Source organism: Pseudomonas sp. JAI115 (genome assembly GCF_014200835.1).
In the GTDB taxonomy this organism is placed as follows: Bacteria; Pseudomonadota; Gammaproteobacteria; order Pseudomonadales; family Pseudomonadaceae; genus Aquipseudomonas; species Aquipseudomonas putida_A.
The window spans coordinates 266,019-282,294 of sequence record NZ_JACHCY010000002.1 but is presented as its reverse complement, the minus strand read 5'-3'; the positions used below and the strand labels follow the sequence as shown (position 1 = coordinate 282,294).

Annotated in this window: 13 protein-coding genes; 6 read left to right on the top strand and 7 right to left on the bottom strand. The window is 60.5% G+C overall.

Annotated elements, in window-relative coordinates; translation table 11 throughout:
- Positions 1–312 precede the first annotated feature (312 nt).
- Both HDC30_RS06475 and HDC30_RS06470 read right to left on the bottom strand, forming a co-directional pair.
- A complete protein-coding gene (locus HDC30_RS06475) occupies positions 313–912 on the bottom strand; it encodes an FMN-dependent NADH-azoreductase (protein ID WP_096796629.1) in 600 nt (199 codons plus the stop codon).
- 230 nt (positions 913–1,142) lie between these two features.
- Positions 1,143–1,457, bottom strand: coding sequence for a 3-phosphoglycerate kinase (locus tag HDC30_RS06470; protein ID WP_096796628.1), 315 nt, complete (start codon positions 1,455–1,457; stop codon positions 1,143–1,145).
- A gap of 49 nt (positions 1,458–1,506) precedes the next feature.
- Between HDC30_RS06470 and HDC30_RS06465 the strand changes: the two genes are divergently transcribed.
- The 5 genes from HDC30_RS06465 (at position 1,507) to aqpZ (ending at position 6,722) form a co-directional block, all read left to right on the top strand.
- Positions 1,507–2,430, top strand: a complete 924-nt coding sequence (locus HDC30_RS06465) for a LysR family transcriptional regulator (RefSeq protein WP_027614550.1) — start codon at positions 1,507–1,509, stop codon at positions 2,428–2,430.
- Between the two features lie 14 nt (positions 2,431–2,444).
- The gene (locus HDC30_RS06460; protein ID WP_027614549.1) at positions 2,445–3,248 is read left to right on the top strand and encodes an alpha/beta fold hydrolase; all 804 of its coding nucleotides are present in this window, start codon (positions 2,445–2,447) and stop codon (positions 3,246–3,248) included.
- A 3-nt stretch (positions 3,249–3,251) separates the two neighbouring features.
- Positions 3,252–3,815, top strand: coding sequence for a peptidylprolyl isomerase (locus tag HDC30_RS06455; RefSeq protein WP_027614548.1), 564 nt, complete (start codon positions 3,252–3,254; stop codon positions 3,813–3,815).
- An 88-nt stretch (positions 3,816–3,903) separates the two neighbouring features.
- Positions 3,904–5,736: an ABC transporter ATP-binding protein gene (locus HDC30_RS06450; RefSeq protein ID WP_183781713.1), complete on the top strand. Its 1,833-nt coding sequence runs from the start codon at positions 3,904–3,906 to the stop codon at positions 5,734–5,736.
- A gap of 290 nt (positions 5,737–6,026) precedes the next feature.
- Positions 6,027–6,722 (top strand): aquaporin Z, encoded by a 696-nt coding sequence (gene aqpZ / locus HDC30_RS06445; protein ID WP_027614546.1) that lies wholly within the window; start codon positions 6,027–6,029, stop codon positions 6,720–6,722.
- Positions 6,723–6,880: 158 nt separating this feature from the next.
- Here the strand turns inward: aqpZ and HDC30_RS06440 are convergent, their stop codons facing one another.
- On the bottom strand, positions 6,881–8,005 hold the full coding sequence (locus tag HDC30_RS06440; protein ID WP_183781710.1) for a GNAT family N-acetyltransferase: 1,125 nt from the start codon (positions 8,003–8,005) through the stop codon (positions 6,881–6,883).
- A 279-nt stretch (positions 8,006–8,284) separates the two neighbouring features.
- Here HDC30_RS06440 and HDC30_RS06435 point away from each other — a divergent pair, with 279 nt between their 5' ends.
- Positions 8,285–9,607 carry a putative porin gene (locus HDC30_RS06435; protein ID WP_183781707.1) on the top strand — a complete coding sequence of 441 codons (1,323 nt, stop codon included), beginning with the start codon at positions 8,285–8,287 and terminating at the stop codon, positions 9,605–9,607.
- Between the two features lie 182 nt (positions 9,608–9,789).
- Here the strand turns inward: HDC30_RS06435 and HDC30_RS06430 are convergent, their stop codons facing one another.
- The 4 genes from HDC30_RS06430 to hrpA form a co-directional block, all read right to left on the bottom strand.
- Positions 9,790–10,023: an anti-sigma factor gene (locus tag HDC30_RS06430; RefSeq protein ID WP_098967716.1), complete on the bottom strand. Its 234-nt coding sequence runs from the start codon at positions 10,021–10,023 to the stop codon at positions 9,790–9,792.
- Positions 10,017–10,631, bottom strand: coding sequence for an RNA polymerase sigma factor (locus HDC30_RS06425; RefSeq protein ID WP_183781704.1), 615 nt, complete (start codon positions 10,629–10,631; stop codon positions 10,017–10,019). Before HDC30_RS06425 ends, HDC30_RS06430 begins: the two co-directional genes overlap by 7 nt.
- A 191-nt stretch (positions 10,632–10,822) precedes the next feature.
- Entirely contained in the window at positions 10,823–11,944 is a 1,122-nt protein-coding gene (locus HDC30_RS06420; protein ID WP_027614543.1) for a beta-ketoacyl-ACP synthase III, read from the bottom strand.
- 401 nt (positions 11,945–12,345) lie between these two features.
- Entirely contained in the window at positions 12,346–16,257 is a 3,912-nt protein-coding gene (hrpA, locus tag HDC30_RS06415; RefSeq protein ID WP_183781701.1) for an ATP-dependent RNA helicase HrpA, read from the bottom strand.
- Positions 16,258–16,276: the final 19 nt, after the last annotated feature.

The window sequence follows — 16,276 nt, the reverse complement described above, 5'->3', positions numbered from 1 at the left end:
GGTTTTCTGGTCTCACTGCGAATAGCCCGAAACACAAAATCCCCCTGTGGGAGCGAGCCTGCTCGCGAAGGCGGAGTGTCAGACGGCAGATACTTGTCTGATGCACCGCTTTCGCGAGCAGGCTCGCTCCCACAAGGAGTTTTGTGTTGTTCAAAAAACACAGGCAAAAAAAAGCCCGATCTCGCTAAAGCGTTCAATCGGGCTACAGCACTCAGGAGCAACAAGTGCAAAGGGAGGTTCGATGCGCGTAGAGCCTTGAAGGGGTTGCGCCAGGTCACTTAAACAAGCGGCGATTATCTGGCGATTAACATATCAAGCGACCTGGGACAGTTTGGCGTTGGCCTGATTCAGGCCCTTCTCCTGGAAGTCGCCACCCAGGTTCATGCCTTCGGCGTGAATGAAGGTCACGTCATGGATGCCGATGAAACCCATGACCTGACGCAGGTACGGTTCCTGATGGTCGGCCGGGCCGCCAGCGTAGATCCCGCCGCGAGCGGTCAGCACGTAGGCACGTTTGCCGCTGAGCAGGCCTTGCGGGCCGGTTTCGGTGTACTTGAAGGTCACGCCGGCACGCAGCACGTGGTCGAGCCAGGCCTTGAGGGTGCTCGGGATCGCGAAGTTGTACATCGGCGCCGCCATCACCAGTACGTCGGCAGCGAGCAGCTCGTCGGTCAATTCGTTGGAGCGCTCCAGCGACGATTGTTCGCTGGCGTTGCGCTGCTCGGCAGGCTTCATCCAGCCGCCCAGCAGGTTGGCGTCCAGGTGTGGAACGGGGTTCACGGCGAGGTCACGCACGGTGATCTGATCGTTGGGATGCGCCGCTTTCCACTGACCAATGAAGGTCTGGGTCAGTTGACGGGAAACCGAGTCTTGCTGGCGGGCGCTGCTTTCAATGATCAGAACGCGGGACATGGTATGTAGTCTCCATCCGAGAATGTTGTAGGTCGATGGAGTGAAGGTTAAACAGGGTCGTATCGATGAAAAAGCGCAAATAATTGCTGCAAAGCATCGAATAATTCGTTTAGATGCAGTTTGTACCCTTGTAGGAGTGAGCCTGCTCGCGATTGCGGTGTGTCAGGTACATCAGGATTTAACTGACACACCGCAATCGCGAGCAGGCTCACTCCTACAGGGGATTGCCGTTATTTCGGGCTGCAGCTCAGGTCGATGCGCAGTCTGATGATTTCGCGGGAAAACTTGGCCGTGGCATTCGTATGCTTGCGGGCCGGGACTTCGATGTTGCGCGTACGCGGTGCTTCCGGGCCATTGTTGAAAACGACTTTGCAGATTGCATCGACATCACCGAAGTTGACGACTTTTATGGAGCCGATGTCTTTGTCGGTGTCGAAGGTCTCGTAGTCGATCTTCAAGCCATTGAGGTTCTTCTGCACATCGATCGGGTAAGCAAACGCAGTCAGCGGCAGCAACGCGAGCACCACACAACAGAATTTTTTCATTCGCCAGTCTCCATGAGGGACGGCCAGCTTAGGACAAGAGGAGCTATTGATGAAAGCGCCCCGCGTGACCCTTGATCAATGGCGGACATTGCAGGCCGTGGTCGACCACGGTGGTTTCGCCCAGGCCGCCGAGGTTCTGCACCGTTCGCAATCGTCGGTGAGTTACACCGTCGCCCGCATGCAGGACCAGCTCGGCGTGCCGTTGCTGCGCATCGACGGACGTAAAGCGGTGCTCACCGAAGCCGGCGGCGTACTGCTGCGCCGCTCGCGACAACTGGTGAAACAGGCCAGCCAACTGGAAGACCTCGCCCACCACATGGAGCAAGGTTGGGAAGCCGAAGTGCGGCTGGTGGTCGATGCGGCTTACCCAAGCGCACGTATCGTGCGGGCGCTGACCGCGTTCATGCCGCAGAGCCGCGGCTGCCGCGTGCGTCTGCGCGAGGAGGTGTTGTCGGGGGTCGAGGAGGTCTTGCTCGAGGGCGTGGCCGATCTGGCAATCACCGGCCTGAGCATCCCCGGCTATCTCGGCGCGGAATTGAGCGACGTCGAATTTGTCGCGGTCGCCCACCCTGATCACGCGCTGCATCGGCTCAACCGCGAACTGAGCTTCCAGGACCTGGAAACCCAGATGCAGGTGGTGATTCGCGACTCCGGCCGCCAGCAACCACGCGACGTCGGCTGGCTCGGCGCCGAACAGCGCTGGACCGTCGGCAGCCTCGCCACAGCGGCCACGTTCGTCAGCAGCGGCCTGGGCTTTGCCTGGCTGCCACGGCACATGATCGAACGGGAATTGAAGGAAGGCACGCTCAAGCTGCTACCGTTGGATCAGGGTGGCAGCCGCAACCCGAGCTTCTATCTGTATTCGAACAAGGACAAACCGCTGGGCCCGGCCACACAAATCCTCATCGAACTGTTGCGCACCTTCGACACTTTGCCGCTTGACGCACCGTTCGCCGCCCCCGAGCAAGCCTGACACGGAGTTCACCGATGGCCTATTTCGAACATGAAGGTTGCAACCTGCACTACGAGGAATATGGCCACGGCACCCCGTTGCTACTGGTTCACGGACTGGGTTCCAGCACCCTGGACTGGGAAATGCAGATCCCGGCGCTGTCGGCGCACTACCGGGTGATCGTTCCGGATATACGTGGTCACGGTCGCTCGGACAAACCTCGCGAGCGCTACAGCATCGCCGGGTTCAGCGCCGATCTGCTGGCGTTGATCGAACACCTGAAACTCGGCCCGGTGCATTACGTCGGGCTGTCGATGGGCGGGATGATCGGCTTTCAGTTCGGCGTCGATCAGCCGCAAATGCTGAAAAGCCTGACCATCGTCAACAGCGCCCCCGAGGTCAAACTGCGCAGCCGCGACGATTACTGGCAGTGGTTCAAGCGCTGGAGCCTGATGCGCGTGCTGAGTCTGGCGACCATCGGCAAGGCGCTGGGCGGCAAACTTTTTCCCAAGCCTGAACAAGCTGATCTGCGGCAGAAAATGGCCGAACGCTGGGCAAAAAACGACAAACGTGCTTATCTCGCCAGCTTCGATGCGATTGTTGGCTGGGGCGTTCAGGAACGACTTTCCCGGGTGACCTGTCCAACGCTCATCGTGACTGCCGACCGTGACTACACACCGGTGGCACTGAAAGAAACCTATGTAAAACTGCTGCCCGATGCGCGGCTGGTGGTCATCGCCGATTCGCGCCACGCCACCCCGCTCGATCAACCCGAACGCTTTAACCAAACGCTGCTGGCGTTCCTTGCCACAGCCGATACTCAATCTCAGGATTACTGACCCATGTTGAAAAAACTCGCCCTCGCCGCCGGCACCGTGCTGTTTGCTGCCAACCTGATGGCTGCCACGCCTGCAAAAGCACCGCACGTGCTGCTGGACACCACCAACGGCCAGATCGAAATCGAACTGGATCCGGTCAAGGCGCCAATCAGTACCAAAAACTTTCTGGATTACGTCAACAGCGGCTTTTACACCAACACCATTTTCCATCGCGTGATCCCGGGTTTCATGGCTCAGGGCGGCGGTTTCACCCAGCAGATGCAACAGAAAGAGACCAAGGCACCGATCAAGAACGAAGCCAGCAATGGCCTGCACAACGTTCGCGGCACCTTGTCGATGGCCCGTACCTCCAACCCTGATTCGGCCACCAGCCAGTTCTTCATCAACGTCGCCGACAACGCCTTCCTCGATCCGGGCCGTGATGCCGGTTACGCGGTATTCGCCAAAGTGGTCAAAGGCATGGACGTGGTCGACATCATCGTCAACTCGCAGACCACCACCAAACAGGGCATGCAAAACGTGCCTGTCGACCCTGTGATCATCAAGTCGGCCAAAGTCATCGACTAAGCTGCACAGGGCGTTTCGAGCGGCGCTGGCCTGACGCCACGCCGCTCACACCGATAAAAGGAGAGCCCGAGATCCGGGCGGTTATCTGATGCTCTATCGCCGTTTCGAACAACTGATCGACATATTCCGCGACGCCCCCACGGCGTCCCCGCCGGATCGTGTCTGGCCCTTCTATACCTATTACCTGAAGCAGGTCTGGCCGAGTTTTGCCGCCCTGCTCGTCGTCGGCCTGTTCGCCGCGTTGATCGAAGTCGCGCTGTTCAGTTACCTGAGCCGCATCATCGACCTGGCCCAGGGCACGCCCAACCCGAATTTCTTCAGCGACCACGCCCTCGAACTGACGTGGATGGTGGTGGTCGCCCTGGTGCTGCGGCCGATCTTTTTCGGTCTGCACGACCTGCTGGTGCATCAGACCCTGAGCCCGGGGATGACCAGCATGATCCGCTGGCAGAACCACAGTTACGTGCTCAAGCAGAGCCTGAATTTCTTCCAGAACGACTTCGCCGGGCGTATCGCCCAGCGCATCATGCAGACCGGCAACTCGCTGCGTGACTCGGCGGTGCAAGCGGTGGATGCGCTGTGGCACGTGGTGATCTACGCGATCAGTTCGCTGGTGCTGTTCGCCGAAGCCGACTGGCGCCTGATGATCCCGCTGCTGACGTGGATCGTCGCCTACATCGGTGCGCTGTATTACTTCGTGCCACGGGTGAAAGAGCGTTCGGTGGAAGCTTCCGACGCGCGCTCGAAACTGATGGGACGGATCGTCGACGGCTACACCAACATCGCCACCCTCAAGCTGTTCGCCCACACCAACTTCGAACAGCACTACGCCAAGGAAGCCATCGAAGAACAGACGGTCAAGGCGCAGATGGCCGGCCGCGTGGTGACCAGCATGGACGTGGCGATCACCACCATGAACGGTCTGCTGATCGTTGGCACCACCGCGCTGGCGCTGTGGCTGTGGACGCAGTCGCTGATCACCGTCGGCGCGATCGCCCTGGCCACCGGTCTGGTGATTCGTATCGTCAATATGTCCGGCTGGATCATGTGGGTAGTCACCGGCATCTTCGAAAACATCGGCATGGTGCAGGACGGTCTGCAGACCATCTCGCAACCGGTCAGCGTCACTGATCGCGAGCAGGCCAAACCGCTGGCCGTGGCTCGTGGCGAAGTGCGTTTCGAGCACGTGGATTTTCACTACGGCAAGAAGAAAGGCATCATCGGCGACCTCAATCTGACCATTAAACCCGGCGAGAAAATCGGTCTGATCGGACCGTCCGGCGCTGGCAAATCGACCTTGGTCAACCTGCTGCTGCGCCTGTATGACGTCGAGGGAGGACGGATCCTGATCGATGGGCAGAACATCGCTGAAGTCGGCCAGGAAAGCCTGCGCGCACGCATCGGCATGATCACGCAGGACACCTCCCTGCTGCACCGCTCGATCCGCGACAACTTGCTGTATGGCAAGCCTGACGCCACCGACGCCGCGCTCTGGGACGCGGTGCACAAGGCTCGCGCCGACGAGTTCATTCCGCTGCTGTCGGACGCTGAGGGCCGTACCGGTTTCGACGCGCACGTCGGCGAACGCGGGGTGAAACTGTCCGGCGGCCAGCGTCAGCGCATCGCGATTGCCCGGGTGCTGCTCAAGGACGCGCCGATCCTGATCATGGACGAAGCGACCTCTGCACTCGACTCGGAGGTCGAAGCGGCGATCCAGGAAAGCCTGGAAACCCTGATGCAAGGCAAAACCGTGATCGCCATTGCTCACCGTCTCTCGACCATCGCTCGCATGGATCGGCTGGTAGTGCTGGAAAACGGCAAGATCGCCGAGAGCGGTACCCACGCCGAACTGCTGGCGCATCGCGGATTGTATGCGCGGTTATGGGCGCACCAGACCGGGGGATTTGTCGGGATCGATTGATCATTGAATCAATACAACTCCAATGTGGGAGGGGGCTTGCTCCCGAAAGCGGGGTGTCAGTACCGAACATTTGTCTGACACACCGCATTCGGGAGCAAGCCCCCTCCCACAATATATTGAGAACCGCCACAGCCCTCTAACCACGGGCTCTGGCGGTTTTTTGATGGCTGCTGGAAATCCATCCAAAGCGTGCTGTACTCAGCCAAGGTTCCAGCACGGAACCTGTCGTAAATCTGCAGGGAAGCACAACTCGATACAGTCTCGATAGCACGCCTATCAAGGACTCTCTCATGTCTCTGTTCAAACGTTCAGTTACTGAGTTGTTGGGTACGTTCTGGCTGGTTCTGGGTGGTTGTGGCAGTGCGGTGCTCGCCGCGTCTTCGCCTCTGGGCATCGGAGTGCTGGGGGTGGCCCTGGCGTTTGGTCTGACGGTGCTGACCATGGCGTTCGCCATCGGCCACATCAGCGGATGTCATCTCAATCCGGCGGTATCGGTCGGGTTGGTGGTCGGCGGACGGTTTCCAGCAAAAGAGCTACCCGCCTACATCATCGCCCAGGTGCTCGGCGGGATACTCGCCGCCGCGCTGCTCTACTACATCGCCAGCGGCAAGGAAGGTTTCGACATCGCAGCAGGTCTGGCGTCCAATGGGTACGGCGAGCACTCGCCCGGCAAATACTCGATGGCGGCAGGCTTTGTCACCGAGCTGGTGATGACCGGGATGTTCGTGATCATCATCCTCGGCGCCACCGACAAACGCGCCCCGGCGGGCCTCGCACCGATTGCCATCGGCCTGGGGCTGACGCTGATTCACCTGATCTCGATTCCGGTCACCAACACCTCGGTCAACCCGGCGCGTAGCACCGGGCCGGCGCTGATGGTCGGCGGCTGGGCGATCGCGCAGTTGTGGATGTTCTGGGTCGCGCCGCTGATTGGCGCGATAGTGGGCGGGACGATTTATCGCTGGCTGGGCAAAGAGCAATCCTGAACCCACTGGAAATACCCTGTGGGAGGGGGCTTGCTCCCGAAGGCGTCGTGTCAGTCATAGCTACCGTACTGACACACCGCATTCGGGAGCAAGCCCCCTCCCACAGTAATAAATCAACCACGCCCGAGAATCGATGTCGGCCCCGTTTAAAGGCAAGCTCAGGCCTGGCGGTATGGCAAGGCTGTTCTGGCTTCCTCGGCGTACGCAAGGACGCCAGCACGTTCCTGTTGCAGGAAGTCTTTAACTGCGGCTTTCAGACCGGGATGACGCAGGTAGTGCCACGAGTGGGTGATCACCGGTTCAAAGCCGCGAATCAGCTTGTGCTCGCCCTGAGCGCCGGCATCAAAGCGCTGATACCCCTGGGCAATCGCATAGTCCATGCCCTGATAGAAACACGTCTCGAAATGCAGCCGATCAAACTCGGCCAGACAGCCCCAATAACGTCCATAGAAGCTGTCGCCCCCGACCAGACTGAAGGCCATCGCCACCGGCCGTGAACCCTGTCTGGCGAAGACCACCCGAATCGCCTCCGGCATCCGCGCAGCCAGCAGACTGAAAAACTCGCGCGTCAGGTACGGCGCCTGACGCCGCACCGCGTAAGTGTTGGCATAGCAGGCGTAGACAAAATCCCATTGCGACTCGTCCAGTTCGCGCCCCTGCAGCCATTCGAACTCGAAGCCCTGCCCCGCCACCTGTTCGCGCTCCTTGCGCATCTGCTTGCGCTTGCGTGAACTGAGCGCATCGAGAAAATCCTGGAAGTCCCGGTAACCGCGATTCTGCCAGTGATACTGACAGCCGATACGCTGCAACCAACCCGGCTGCTCGGCCATCGCGGCGTCGGTGAACGGATCGGTGAAGTTGATGTGCGCGCTGGAAAGTTCTTCGATTTCCAGATAGCCCGGCAGGCTTTTCAGCAACTCGAAACCGTCCTCGACCTTTGCCGCCAACAGCCGAGGGCCGCTTACCGGGCTGAACGGCACAGCGCTCAACAACTTGGGGTAGTAATCGATACCGGCCCGGGCGCAGGCATCGGCCCAACCGTGATCGAACACGTACTCGCCGTAGGAATGCCACTTACGATAACTGGGCAGCGCCGCGATCAGCCGATCGTCTTCAATGTGCAGCAGATGCTCGGCTTGCCACCCCGTATGCGGGCCGACGCTGCCACTGTCTTCCAGTGCACTCAAGAACGCATGACGCAGAAACGGCTGGTTCTCGGGCACCAGCGCATCCCAGGTCGCCGGGGCGATTTCTGACAGGCTTTGCAGGCGTTGCAACGGCATCAACTGACTCTCCACTTCCGGGCTTCAAAGCCCCGCGAGTATCGCTTATCGCTGCCCTTTGCACACGAGCATTCGGACGACAGCGCTCTAGATCAATAGTTCAGGACAACTTTGTATCGTCATCGACATGACATCACTTAGCCACTGCTCTGTCATAAACCATCGCGATACTCGCTCCTGTTTTTAGAGCGCCGGGTTCTACCCGGACACTGTTTTCCGACGTGCGCGTCGGTGTGCCCAGGATGGTTCAGCCATCCCCTCTCATCTTCGGAGATTGCTATGCGTCTTGCTTCCACGAAAACTGCGGCGGCCCTGTGCGGTGGCCTGTTGCTGGCCATGAGCGTTCCGGCCAGTGCTGCAGTCGACGCCAAACTGCTCGACATGCTCAAGGCCAACGGTTCCATTTCCCAGGCGCAGTACGTCGAACTGCAGACTGAACTGGCCAAGGATCAGAAGGCTCAGCAAATCGCGCAACAGGCGCAGCAAGAGACCAACGAGCAGATCGCGGCAACCGCGAAGAAAACCAACGAGCTGAGCTCCTTCGACCAGAAACTCGCCTGGGCCGCCAAGACCCAGTTCAAGGGTGACGTGCGTATTCGTCAGGAGACCGTCAAGATCGACGGCGAATCCAACAATGGTGGCCGTGACAAGGATCGCCAGCGTATCCGCGCACGTCTGGGGGCTTACACCGAGATCAACCCGCAAGTCGACACCGGCATCCGTATTGCCACCGGCGGCGGCGACGATGCCCGTTCGACCAACCAGGACATGGACAACTACTTCGACAAGAAGCAGATCTGGCTCGACCTGGGCTACATCGACTACCACCCGGATGCGATCAAGAACCTGCACGTGATCGGCGGCAAGATGCTGCAACCGTGGGTCAGCATGGGCGACGTGATCTGGGACAGCGACATCAACCCGGAAGGTCTGGCCGTCACCTACAAATATCCACTGGGCAGCAGCGCCGAACTGTTCGGCAGCCTGGGTAACTACACCCTCAAGGACAACGTCGACGGTGAAGGCGTGCAATTCCGTCACGACCTGCGTCTGACTGCCGGGCAGTTGGGCAGCCGTTTGGCGATCACCGACAACCTGAAACTGACCCTGGGCGGCAGCGTCTACGCCTACCAGAACGATGAAGACAGCCGCTGCACCGGGACATCCACACCGTGCGCGCTGTCGGTCAACGGCAACTCGGCCAACAACGAGTTCCGCCTGTACGAAGGTTTCAGCCAGATCGACATCGGCGGTCTGCCGATGCCACTGTCGTTCTACGGTCAATACGTGAAGAACAACGATGCCGTGACCGATGCCGATACCGCGTGGCTGGTCGGCGCCAAGTCGAAAGTCTTCGGTCTGAACCTGGACTACAACTATCGTGACGTACAGCGTGATGCCGTGGTCGGCGCGTTCACTGACTCCGACTTCGCCAACGGCACCACCGGTTCCCGTGGGCACAAGTTCAAGGTCGGTTACGACATCGACAAGAACTTCGCCATCGGCGCCACGTACTTCCTGACCAAGGCCGACTTCTCCAGCCGTACCCAGCGTGACGCTGACACCAACACTCTGCAGCTGGATGCCGAAGCCAAGTTCTAAACAGCGTCACCCTATAGCCTGATGCGGGCGGAACGATCCCCATCATCCGTTCGTTTCGTCCCGCGCCGGCTATTTCTGCAGGATGCAAAAACACTGTAGGAGCTGCCGGAGGCTGCGATCTTTTGATCTTGTTTTTGAGGATCAAAAGATCGCAGCCTCCGGCAGCTCCTACAGGTGGAATTCTATTTTTCCTTGCGGCGTTGCTCGGCCAGACGCTCAGCCAGCGCATCCACACCCTCTTGCGGCTTCTCCGGCATCGCCTTCAACGTGGCTTGCATCAAACGCATCTGACGAATGAAGCGCCGACAGTTGGGGCAGAACATCAGGTGATGACGCACCAGCAGTTTTTCGCGAAAGCTCAACTGGCCATCGAGATAATCGCTGGAGCGTGCCACTTGTTCCTTGCAGGTCAGCATTCGCCAGTCTCCTCAAAATGCTCCACCGTGGCGAAGACTTTCAGCCGCGCACGATGCAGCAGCACACGGACATTGGAGAGCGAGATCTCCAGAAGATTACAGATCTCTTCCAGCTCCAGGCCTTGGCGCTCGCGCAGCAGCAACACGCTGCTCTGCAGTTCCGACAGACTGAGCAAGGTGTGCTCCAGGCAATCACGCAATTCACTTTCGGTGAGCAAGGCTTCCGGGGTGTCCTGATGCCAGGCGAACGGCGCCACCAGCCAATGACCGTCACCGGGCGAAAAACGATCGTCGTCGATGGTGCCGTGGGGTGACGGCAGGTCATCCAGCAACACTTCGCGGCGGTTTTGTTTGTAGCGGCTCTTGGCCGAGTTGGCGGTGATGGTCAGCAGCCAGGTCTTGAGACTGGAACGACCCTCGAAGCTACCGATATGGCGCACCACCGAAAGCCAGGCGTCCTGCACCACTTCCTCGACATGGCGCTGGCCGACAATCGCGTAAGCCACGGCGCGCATGGCGCTCTGGTAGGTGCTGACCAGCTCCTTGAAAGCCTTTTGCTCACCCGCGAGCAGGCGTTCGAGCAGTTGGGTGTCGTCCGTTGCGGCCATGCACGCCTCGTTTGCAAATACCGATTAACGTTAACGCACTCGACCCTGTGGCGAGCGAGCTTGCTCGCGCTCGGCTGCGCAGCAGTCGCAAAACCGGCGATTGCGGTTCCTCAGCAAGACCGCAATCGCCGGTTTTGGCAGCGCTACGCACTCCAGCGGGAGCAAGCTCCCTCGCCACGAGGGCTGGTGACTCAGCGCTTGCGCAGAATCACGCTGCCGATCGAGTAACCGGCGCCGAACGAGCTCAGCACGGCCAGCGAACCGGCGGCCAGATCGTCCTGATATTTGTGGAAGGCAATCACCGAGCCGGCAGAGCTGGTGTTGGCGTAGGTGTCGAGAATCACCGGGGCTTCTTCTTCGGTGGCTTCGCGGCCCAGCAGCTTGCGCACGATCAGGTGGTTCATGCTCAGGTTGGCCTGGTGCAGCCAGAAGCGCTTGACGTCGCCGACGTTGAGTTTGTTCTCCTCCAGGTGCTCACCGATCAGCTCGGCGACCATCGGGCAGACGTCCTTGAACACCTTGCGACCTTCCTGCACGAACAGCTTGTCGCGGGCGCCGATACCCTCTTCCGCGGCGCGGTTGAGGAAGCCGAAGTTGTTGCGGATGTTGTTGGAGAACTTGGTCAGCAGTTTGGTGCTGACCACGTCGAACTGGTACTTGGACGTCGCCAGGTCAGCGCGCTCGATGATCACCGCCGTCGCGGCGTCACCGAAGATGAAGTGGCTGTCGCGGTCACGGAAGTTCAGGTGCCCGGTGCAGACTTCCGGGTTGACCATCAGGATCGCCCGGGCCTGGCCCAGTTGCACGCTGTTGGCCGCGGCCTGAATGCCGAAGGTCGCCGAGGAGCAGGCGACGTTCATGTCGAAACCGAAACCCTGAATGCCCAGTGCTTCCTGGACTTCGATGGCGATCGCAGGGTAGGCGCGTTGCAGATTGGAGCAGGCAACGATCACGCCGTCGATGTCGGCGGCGGTCTTGCCGGCACGTTGCAGCGCCTGTTCAGCGGCGCCGATGGCCATCTGGCACAGCACCGACCATTCGTCGTTGGAACGCTCCGGCAGACGCGGGGCCATGCGCGCAGGATCAAGGATGCCGTCCTTGTCCATGACAAAGCGGCTCTTGATGCCCGAGGCTTTTTCGATGAACGCAGCACTGGATTCGGTCAGCGCCTGGACTTCACCGCTGGCGATGGCGTCGGCGTTGTCGGCGTTGAACTGCGCGACGTAGGTATTGAAAGACTGCACCAGCTCTTCGTTGGAGATGCTGTTGGCCGGGGTGTACAGGCCGGTGCCGCTGATGACGACGTTATGCATGGTCGTTTCTCTAATCTGTTCAGGCAGAAAGCGCTGGCACCGACGTACCAACACACAAAGGGTCTGTTCCCGTCCGGGGACGCTGACCTGGCATCTTTTAGTCCGATCCGCGAACTCGCCAAAGGCTCTGGGTCGCGAAAACGGCATTTATGGTCGCGAAGTTTGCCATAAACCCAAGGTTTTGGCGCCTTTCTCAAGCACCACCCAAATCCCGATGTGGGGCATATCTCTATCTTTGTGGCGAGGGGATTTATCCCCGATCGGCTGCGAAGCAGTCGCCAAACCATTACCCTCATCAAAACTGATGGACTGAGATGGTCGCTTTTGGGGCGGCTTCGCCACCCATCGGGGATAAATCCCCTCACCACAAATGCCCGCAGGTGATCGAGCAGGGTTGGGGATCAGGCCTCGACCTGACTCCACTGCTTGCTCAGCCGCTTGTCCGAGATCGGCACTTTCGTCCCCAACTGCTGGGCGAACAGCGACACTCGGTATTCCTCCAGCCACCAGCGGTACAACTCCAGCTGCGGATCGCGCTTGCCTTCCTGGGCATGTTTCGCCGCGCGGGTCTGGTATTGCGCCCAGAGGCCGGCCAGTTCACCGCTCCAGACTCGATCCTTCTGCACCTGCGCGCCGAGCTTCTCGAAACGCTGCTCGACCGCCTTCAGATAACGCGGCAACTCCTTGAGCCATTGCATCGGTGTTTCCCGGACGAAACCCGGATACACCAGATTGCTGATTTGCTGCTTGATGTCATTCAGCGCTACAGCCTGAGCCAGATCGATCTTGCCCTTGAAGCGTTTTTGCAGGCCGTGCCACAGCTTGAGAATTTCAAGCGTCAGCCGCGCGACGCGCTCGGCGTGTTCGGTCCAGCTGCCGCGTTTGCGTTCCGCCAATGCGGCGAGCCCGGCGCCGTCACGGGGCAACGGGTCTTCGCCTTCCAGAATGCAGCTGTCGAGGCTGGCCAGCAGAATGTCTTCGACCAGCGCATCCACTCGGCCCAGCTCGCGATAGAGCAGGCCCAACTCGGTGATACCCGGCAGTTTGCTGCGCAGGAACTTCGCCGGCTCCGCCAGTTGCTGCAGCAGCAGCCGCTGCAAGGCGCGGCGATGCTGGAACTCAGCTTCGGCCGGGGTCGAGAACCGCCCTTCCTTGACCGTGCCGCCCTCTTCCACCAGCGCCGGATAGACCGTCATCGACAATCCGGCAATCTTCTGCTGGGTCTTTTCCGCCACCGGGGCGAAGACCTTGGCCTCCACCGGTTGCTGACTTTTCGCACTCTGCGGCACGGCCAAAGCCGCCTGGCTGGCTTCGGCAAAACGCGCGGTCAGCTCGGCCAGGTCGCGGCCCTCGCCGAGGAACTTGCCCTGGCCGTCGACGATTTCCAGGTTCATCCGCAGATGGCTTTCGACCTGCTGCGCGGCTTCCGCCCATGCTTCATCGCTGACGCGCGCACCGGTCATGCGCAGCAACTCGCGACCGAGCGCTTGCGGCAATGAGCCTTCAGCGAAGGTCATGCGCTGCAACGCCGCCTTGATGAAATCCGGCACCGGCACGAAGTTCTTGCGCAAGGCTTTCGGCAGATTGCGCACCAGCGCAATGCACTTGGCCTCGATCAGCCCCGGCACCAGCCATTCCAGGCGCTCCGGCGGCAGCATCGGCAGCAGCGGTGCCGGCACGCGCAGGGTCACGCCGTCGCGCGGGTGATTGGGTTCGAAGTGATAACTGAGCGCCAGTTCCAGATCACCGATGTGCAGCGTGTCCGGGTAGTCGCGCGCGGTGACCTCACTGGCCTCGCGGGCCAGCACGTCTTCTTCGCGCATGATCAGCAATTGCGGGTCTTTCTGGCTGTTGACCCGATACCAGCTGTCGAACGTCGCGGTCTGATGAATCTCCGCCGGCAAGCGCGCATCGTAGAACGCGTACAGGGTTTCTTCGTCAGCGAGAATGTCGCGGCGCCGAGCCTTGGCTTCCAGCTCGTCGAGCTGTTCGAGCAACTGCTTGTTGGCGGTCAGGCACTTGGCTTTCGACTGAATCTCGCCACGCACCAGACCTTCACGGATAAACAGCTCACGCGAGACCAGCGGATCCACCGGGCCGTAATGCACCGGGCGGCGACCGACCACGATCAGCCCGAACAGGGTGATCTGCTCGTAAGCCACGACCTGGCCGCGCTTCTTCTCCCAGTGCGGTTCGAAATGGTTTTTCTTGATCAGGTGCCCGGCCAGCGGCTCGATCCAGTCGGCATCGATCTTGGCGACCATCCGCGCGTAAAGCTTGGTGGTTTCCACCAGTTCGGCGGTCATCAGCCACTGCGGACGTTTCTTGCCGATGCCTGACGACGGGTGAATCCAGAAGCGCCGCTGACGGGCACCGAGGTAATCGCCGTCCTCGGTTTTCTGGCCGATCTGGCTGAGCAGACCGACCAATACCGCTTTGTGCAGTTTCGGGTAATCCGCCGGCTCTTTATTGAGGCTCAACTGCATGTCGCGGCAGATCAGACTCAACTGACGATGGGAATCACGCCACTCGCGCAGACGCAGGTAGTTGAGGAAATTCTTCCGGCACCAGTTGCGCAGCGGACTGGCGGTCAGCGCCTGACGCTGCTCTTCAAAACCGCGCCACAGATTGACCAGCCCGGCGAAGTCCGAATCGCTGTCTTTCCATTGTGCGTGGGCCTGATCGGCTGCTTGCTGACGCTCCGGCGGACGCTCGCGCGGATCCTGAATCGACATGGCGCTGGCGACGATCAGCACTTCCTGCAAGCTGCCGAGTTTTGCCGCTTCCAGCAGCATGCGGCCCATGCGCGGGTCGACCGGCAAGCGCGCCAACTGGCGCCCGAGCGGGGTCAGTTGACTATTGCGATCCACCGCCGAGAGTTCTTGCAGCAGGTTGAAACCGTCGCTGATCGCCTTGCCGTCCGGCGGCTCGATGAACGGGAACGCGGTGATCTCACCGAGGCGCAGGTGCAGCATCTGCAAGATCACGGCGGCGAGGTTGGTGCGCAGAATTTCCGGATCGGTGAACTCCGGGCGGCCGAGGAAATCTTCCTCGCTGTACAGACGCACGCAGATCCCCGGTTCAACCCGGCCGCAACGACCTTTACGCTGATTGGCGCTGGCCTGGGAAATCGCTTCGATCGGCAACCGCTGGACCTTGGCGCGATAGCTGTAGCGACTGATGCGCGCGGTGCCGCTGTCGATCACGTAGCGGATGCCCGGCACGGTCAGCGAGGTCTCGGCGACGTTGGTCGCCAGCACTACGCGGCGCCCCGGATGCGACTGGAAAATCCGCTGCTGTTCGGCCGGCGACAGGCGCGCGTACAGCGGCAGGATTTCGGTGTGTTTGAGCTGAGCCTTGCGCAGCATGTCGGCGGCGTCGCGAATCTCGCGTTCGCCGGGCAGGAACACCAGCACATCGCCGGGACTGCGGCGTTCGCTGCGCTCGTAGGCGGCAATTTCGTCGAGGGTGGCGAGGATCGCCTGATCCACGGTCAGGTCGTCTTCGACACGGTTGCCCTCTTCGTCTTGCTCCAGGGTCAGCGGGCGATACCAGGTGTCCACCGGGAAGGTGCGACCGGACACCTCGACAATCGGCGCATCGTCGAAATGTTTGGAGAAGCGCTCCAGATCGATGGTCGCCGAAGTGATGATGACCTTCAGATCCGGGCGACGCGGCAGCAGGGTTTTCAGGTAACCGAGCAGGAAGTCGATGTTCAGGCTGCGTTCGTGGGCTTCGTCGACGATGATCGTGTCGTAGCGCTCGAGGTAGCGGTCGTTCTGGGTTTCCGCCAGCAGGATGCCGTCGGTCATCAGTTTGATCAGGGTGTTGGAATCGCTTTGATCCTCAAAGCGCACCTGATAGCCGACCAGCGAACCGAGCGGCGTACCGAGTTCTTCGGCGACCCGGCTGGCGACGCTGCGCGCAGCGATTCGGCGTGGCTGGGTGTGGCCGATCAAGCCATGCTGGCCGCGACCGATTTCCAGGCAGATTTTCGGCAACTGGGTGGTTTTACCCGAGCCGGTTTCGCCAGCGATGATCAGCACTTGATGCTTCTCCAGCGCCGCCTTGATTTCGTCGCGCTTGGCGGCGATCGGCAGGCTGTCGTCGTAACGAATCACTGGCAGGCTGGCACGGCGCGCCAGCACCTGATCACAGGACGCCTGCATGCGCGCCACCCACTGGGCCAGTTTGGCCTCGTCGGGTTTCTTACGCAGCTCGAGCAACTGCCGCCGCAGCCGGTGACGGTCGGCGAGCATGGCGTGATCGAGGTTTTTCAGCAGTTTGTCGATGGAGGGCGATTCGTCGGTCATCGGGTACGCAATTCGGTCG

What these genes read in the sequence shown, in the direction of transcription:
- hrpA (WP_183781701.1), bottom strand. Translation starts at nt 16,257, where the DNA reads ATGACCGACGAATCGCCCTCCATCGACAAACTGCTGAAAAACCTCGAT.
- HDC30_RS06420 (WP_027614543.1), bottom strand. Translation starts at nt 11,944, where the DNA reads ATGCATAACGTCGTCATCAGCGGCACCGGCCTGTACACCCCGGCCAAC.
- HDC30_RS06460 (WP_027614549.1), top strand. Translation starts at nt 2,445, where the DNA reads ATGGCCTATTTCGAACATGAAGGTTGCAACCTGCACTACGAGGAATAT.
- HDC30_RS06425 (WP_183781704.1), bottom strand. Translation starts at nt 10,631, where the DNA reads ATGGCCGCAACGGACGACACCCAACTGCTCGAACGCCTGCTCGCGGGT.
- HDC30_RS06435 (WP_183781707.1), top strand. Translation starts at nt 8,285, where the DNA reads ATGCGTCTTGCTTCCACGAAAACTGCGGCGGCCCTGTGCGGTGGCCTG.
- HDC30_RS06470 (WP_096796628.1), bottom strand. Translation starts at nt 1,457, where the DNA reads ATGAAAAAATTCTGTTGTGTGGTGCTCGCGTTGCTGCCGCTGACTGCG.
- aqpZ (WP_027614546.1), top strand. Translation starts at nt 6,027, where the DNA reads ATGTCTCTGTTCAAACGTTCAGTTACTGAGTTGTTGGGTACGTTCTGG.
- HDC30_RS06440 (WP_183781710.1), bottom strand. Translation starts at nt 8,005, where the DNA reads ATGCCGTTGCAACGCCTGCAAAGCCTGTCAGAAATCGCCCCGGCGACC.
- HDC30_RS06450 (WP_183781713.1), top strand. Translation starts at nt 3,904, where the DNA reads ATGCTCTATCGCCGTTTCGAACAACTGATCGACATATTCCGCGACGCC.
- HDC30_RS06465 (WP_027614550.1), top strand. Translation starts at nt 1,507, where the DNA reads ATGAAAGCGCCCCGCGTGACCCTTGATCAATGGCGGACATTGCAGGCC.
- HDC30_RS06430 (WP_098967716.1), bottom strand. Translation starts at nt 10,023, where the DNA reads ATGCTGACCTGCAAGGAACAAGTGGCACGCTCCAGCGATTATCTCGAT.
- HDC30_RS06455 (WP_027614548.1), top strand. Translation starts at nt 3,252, where the DNA reads ATGTTGAAAAAACTCGCCCTCGCCGCCGGCACCGTGCTGTTTGCTGCC.
- HDC30_RS06475 (WP_096796629.1), bottom strand. Translation starts at nt 912, where the DNA reads ATGTCCCGCGTTCTGATCATTGAAAGCAGCGCCCGCCAGCAAGACTCG.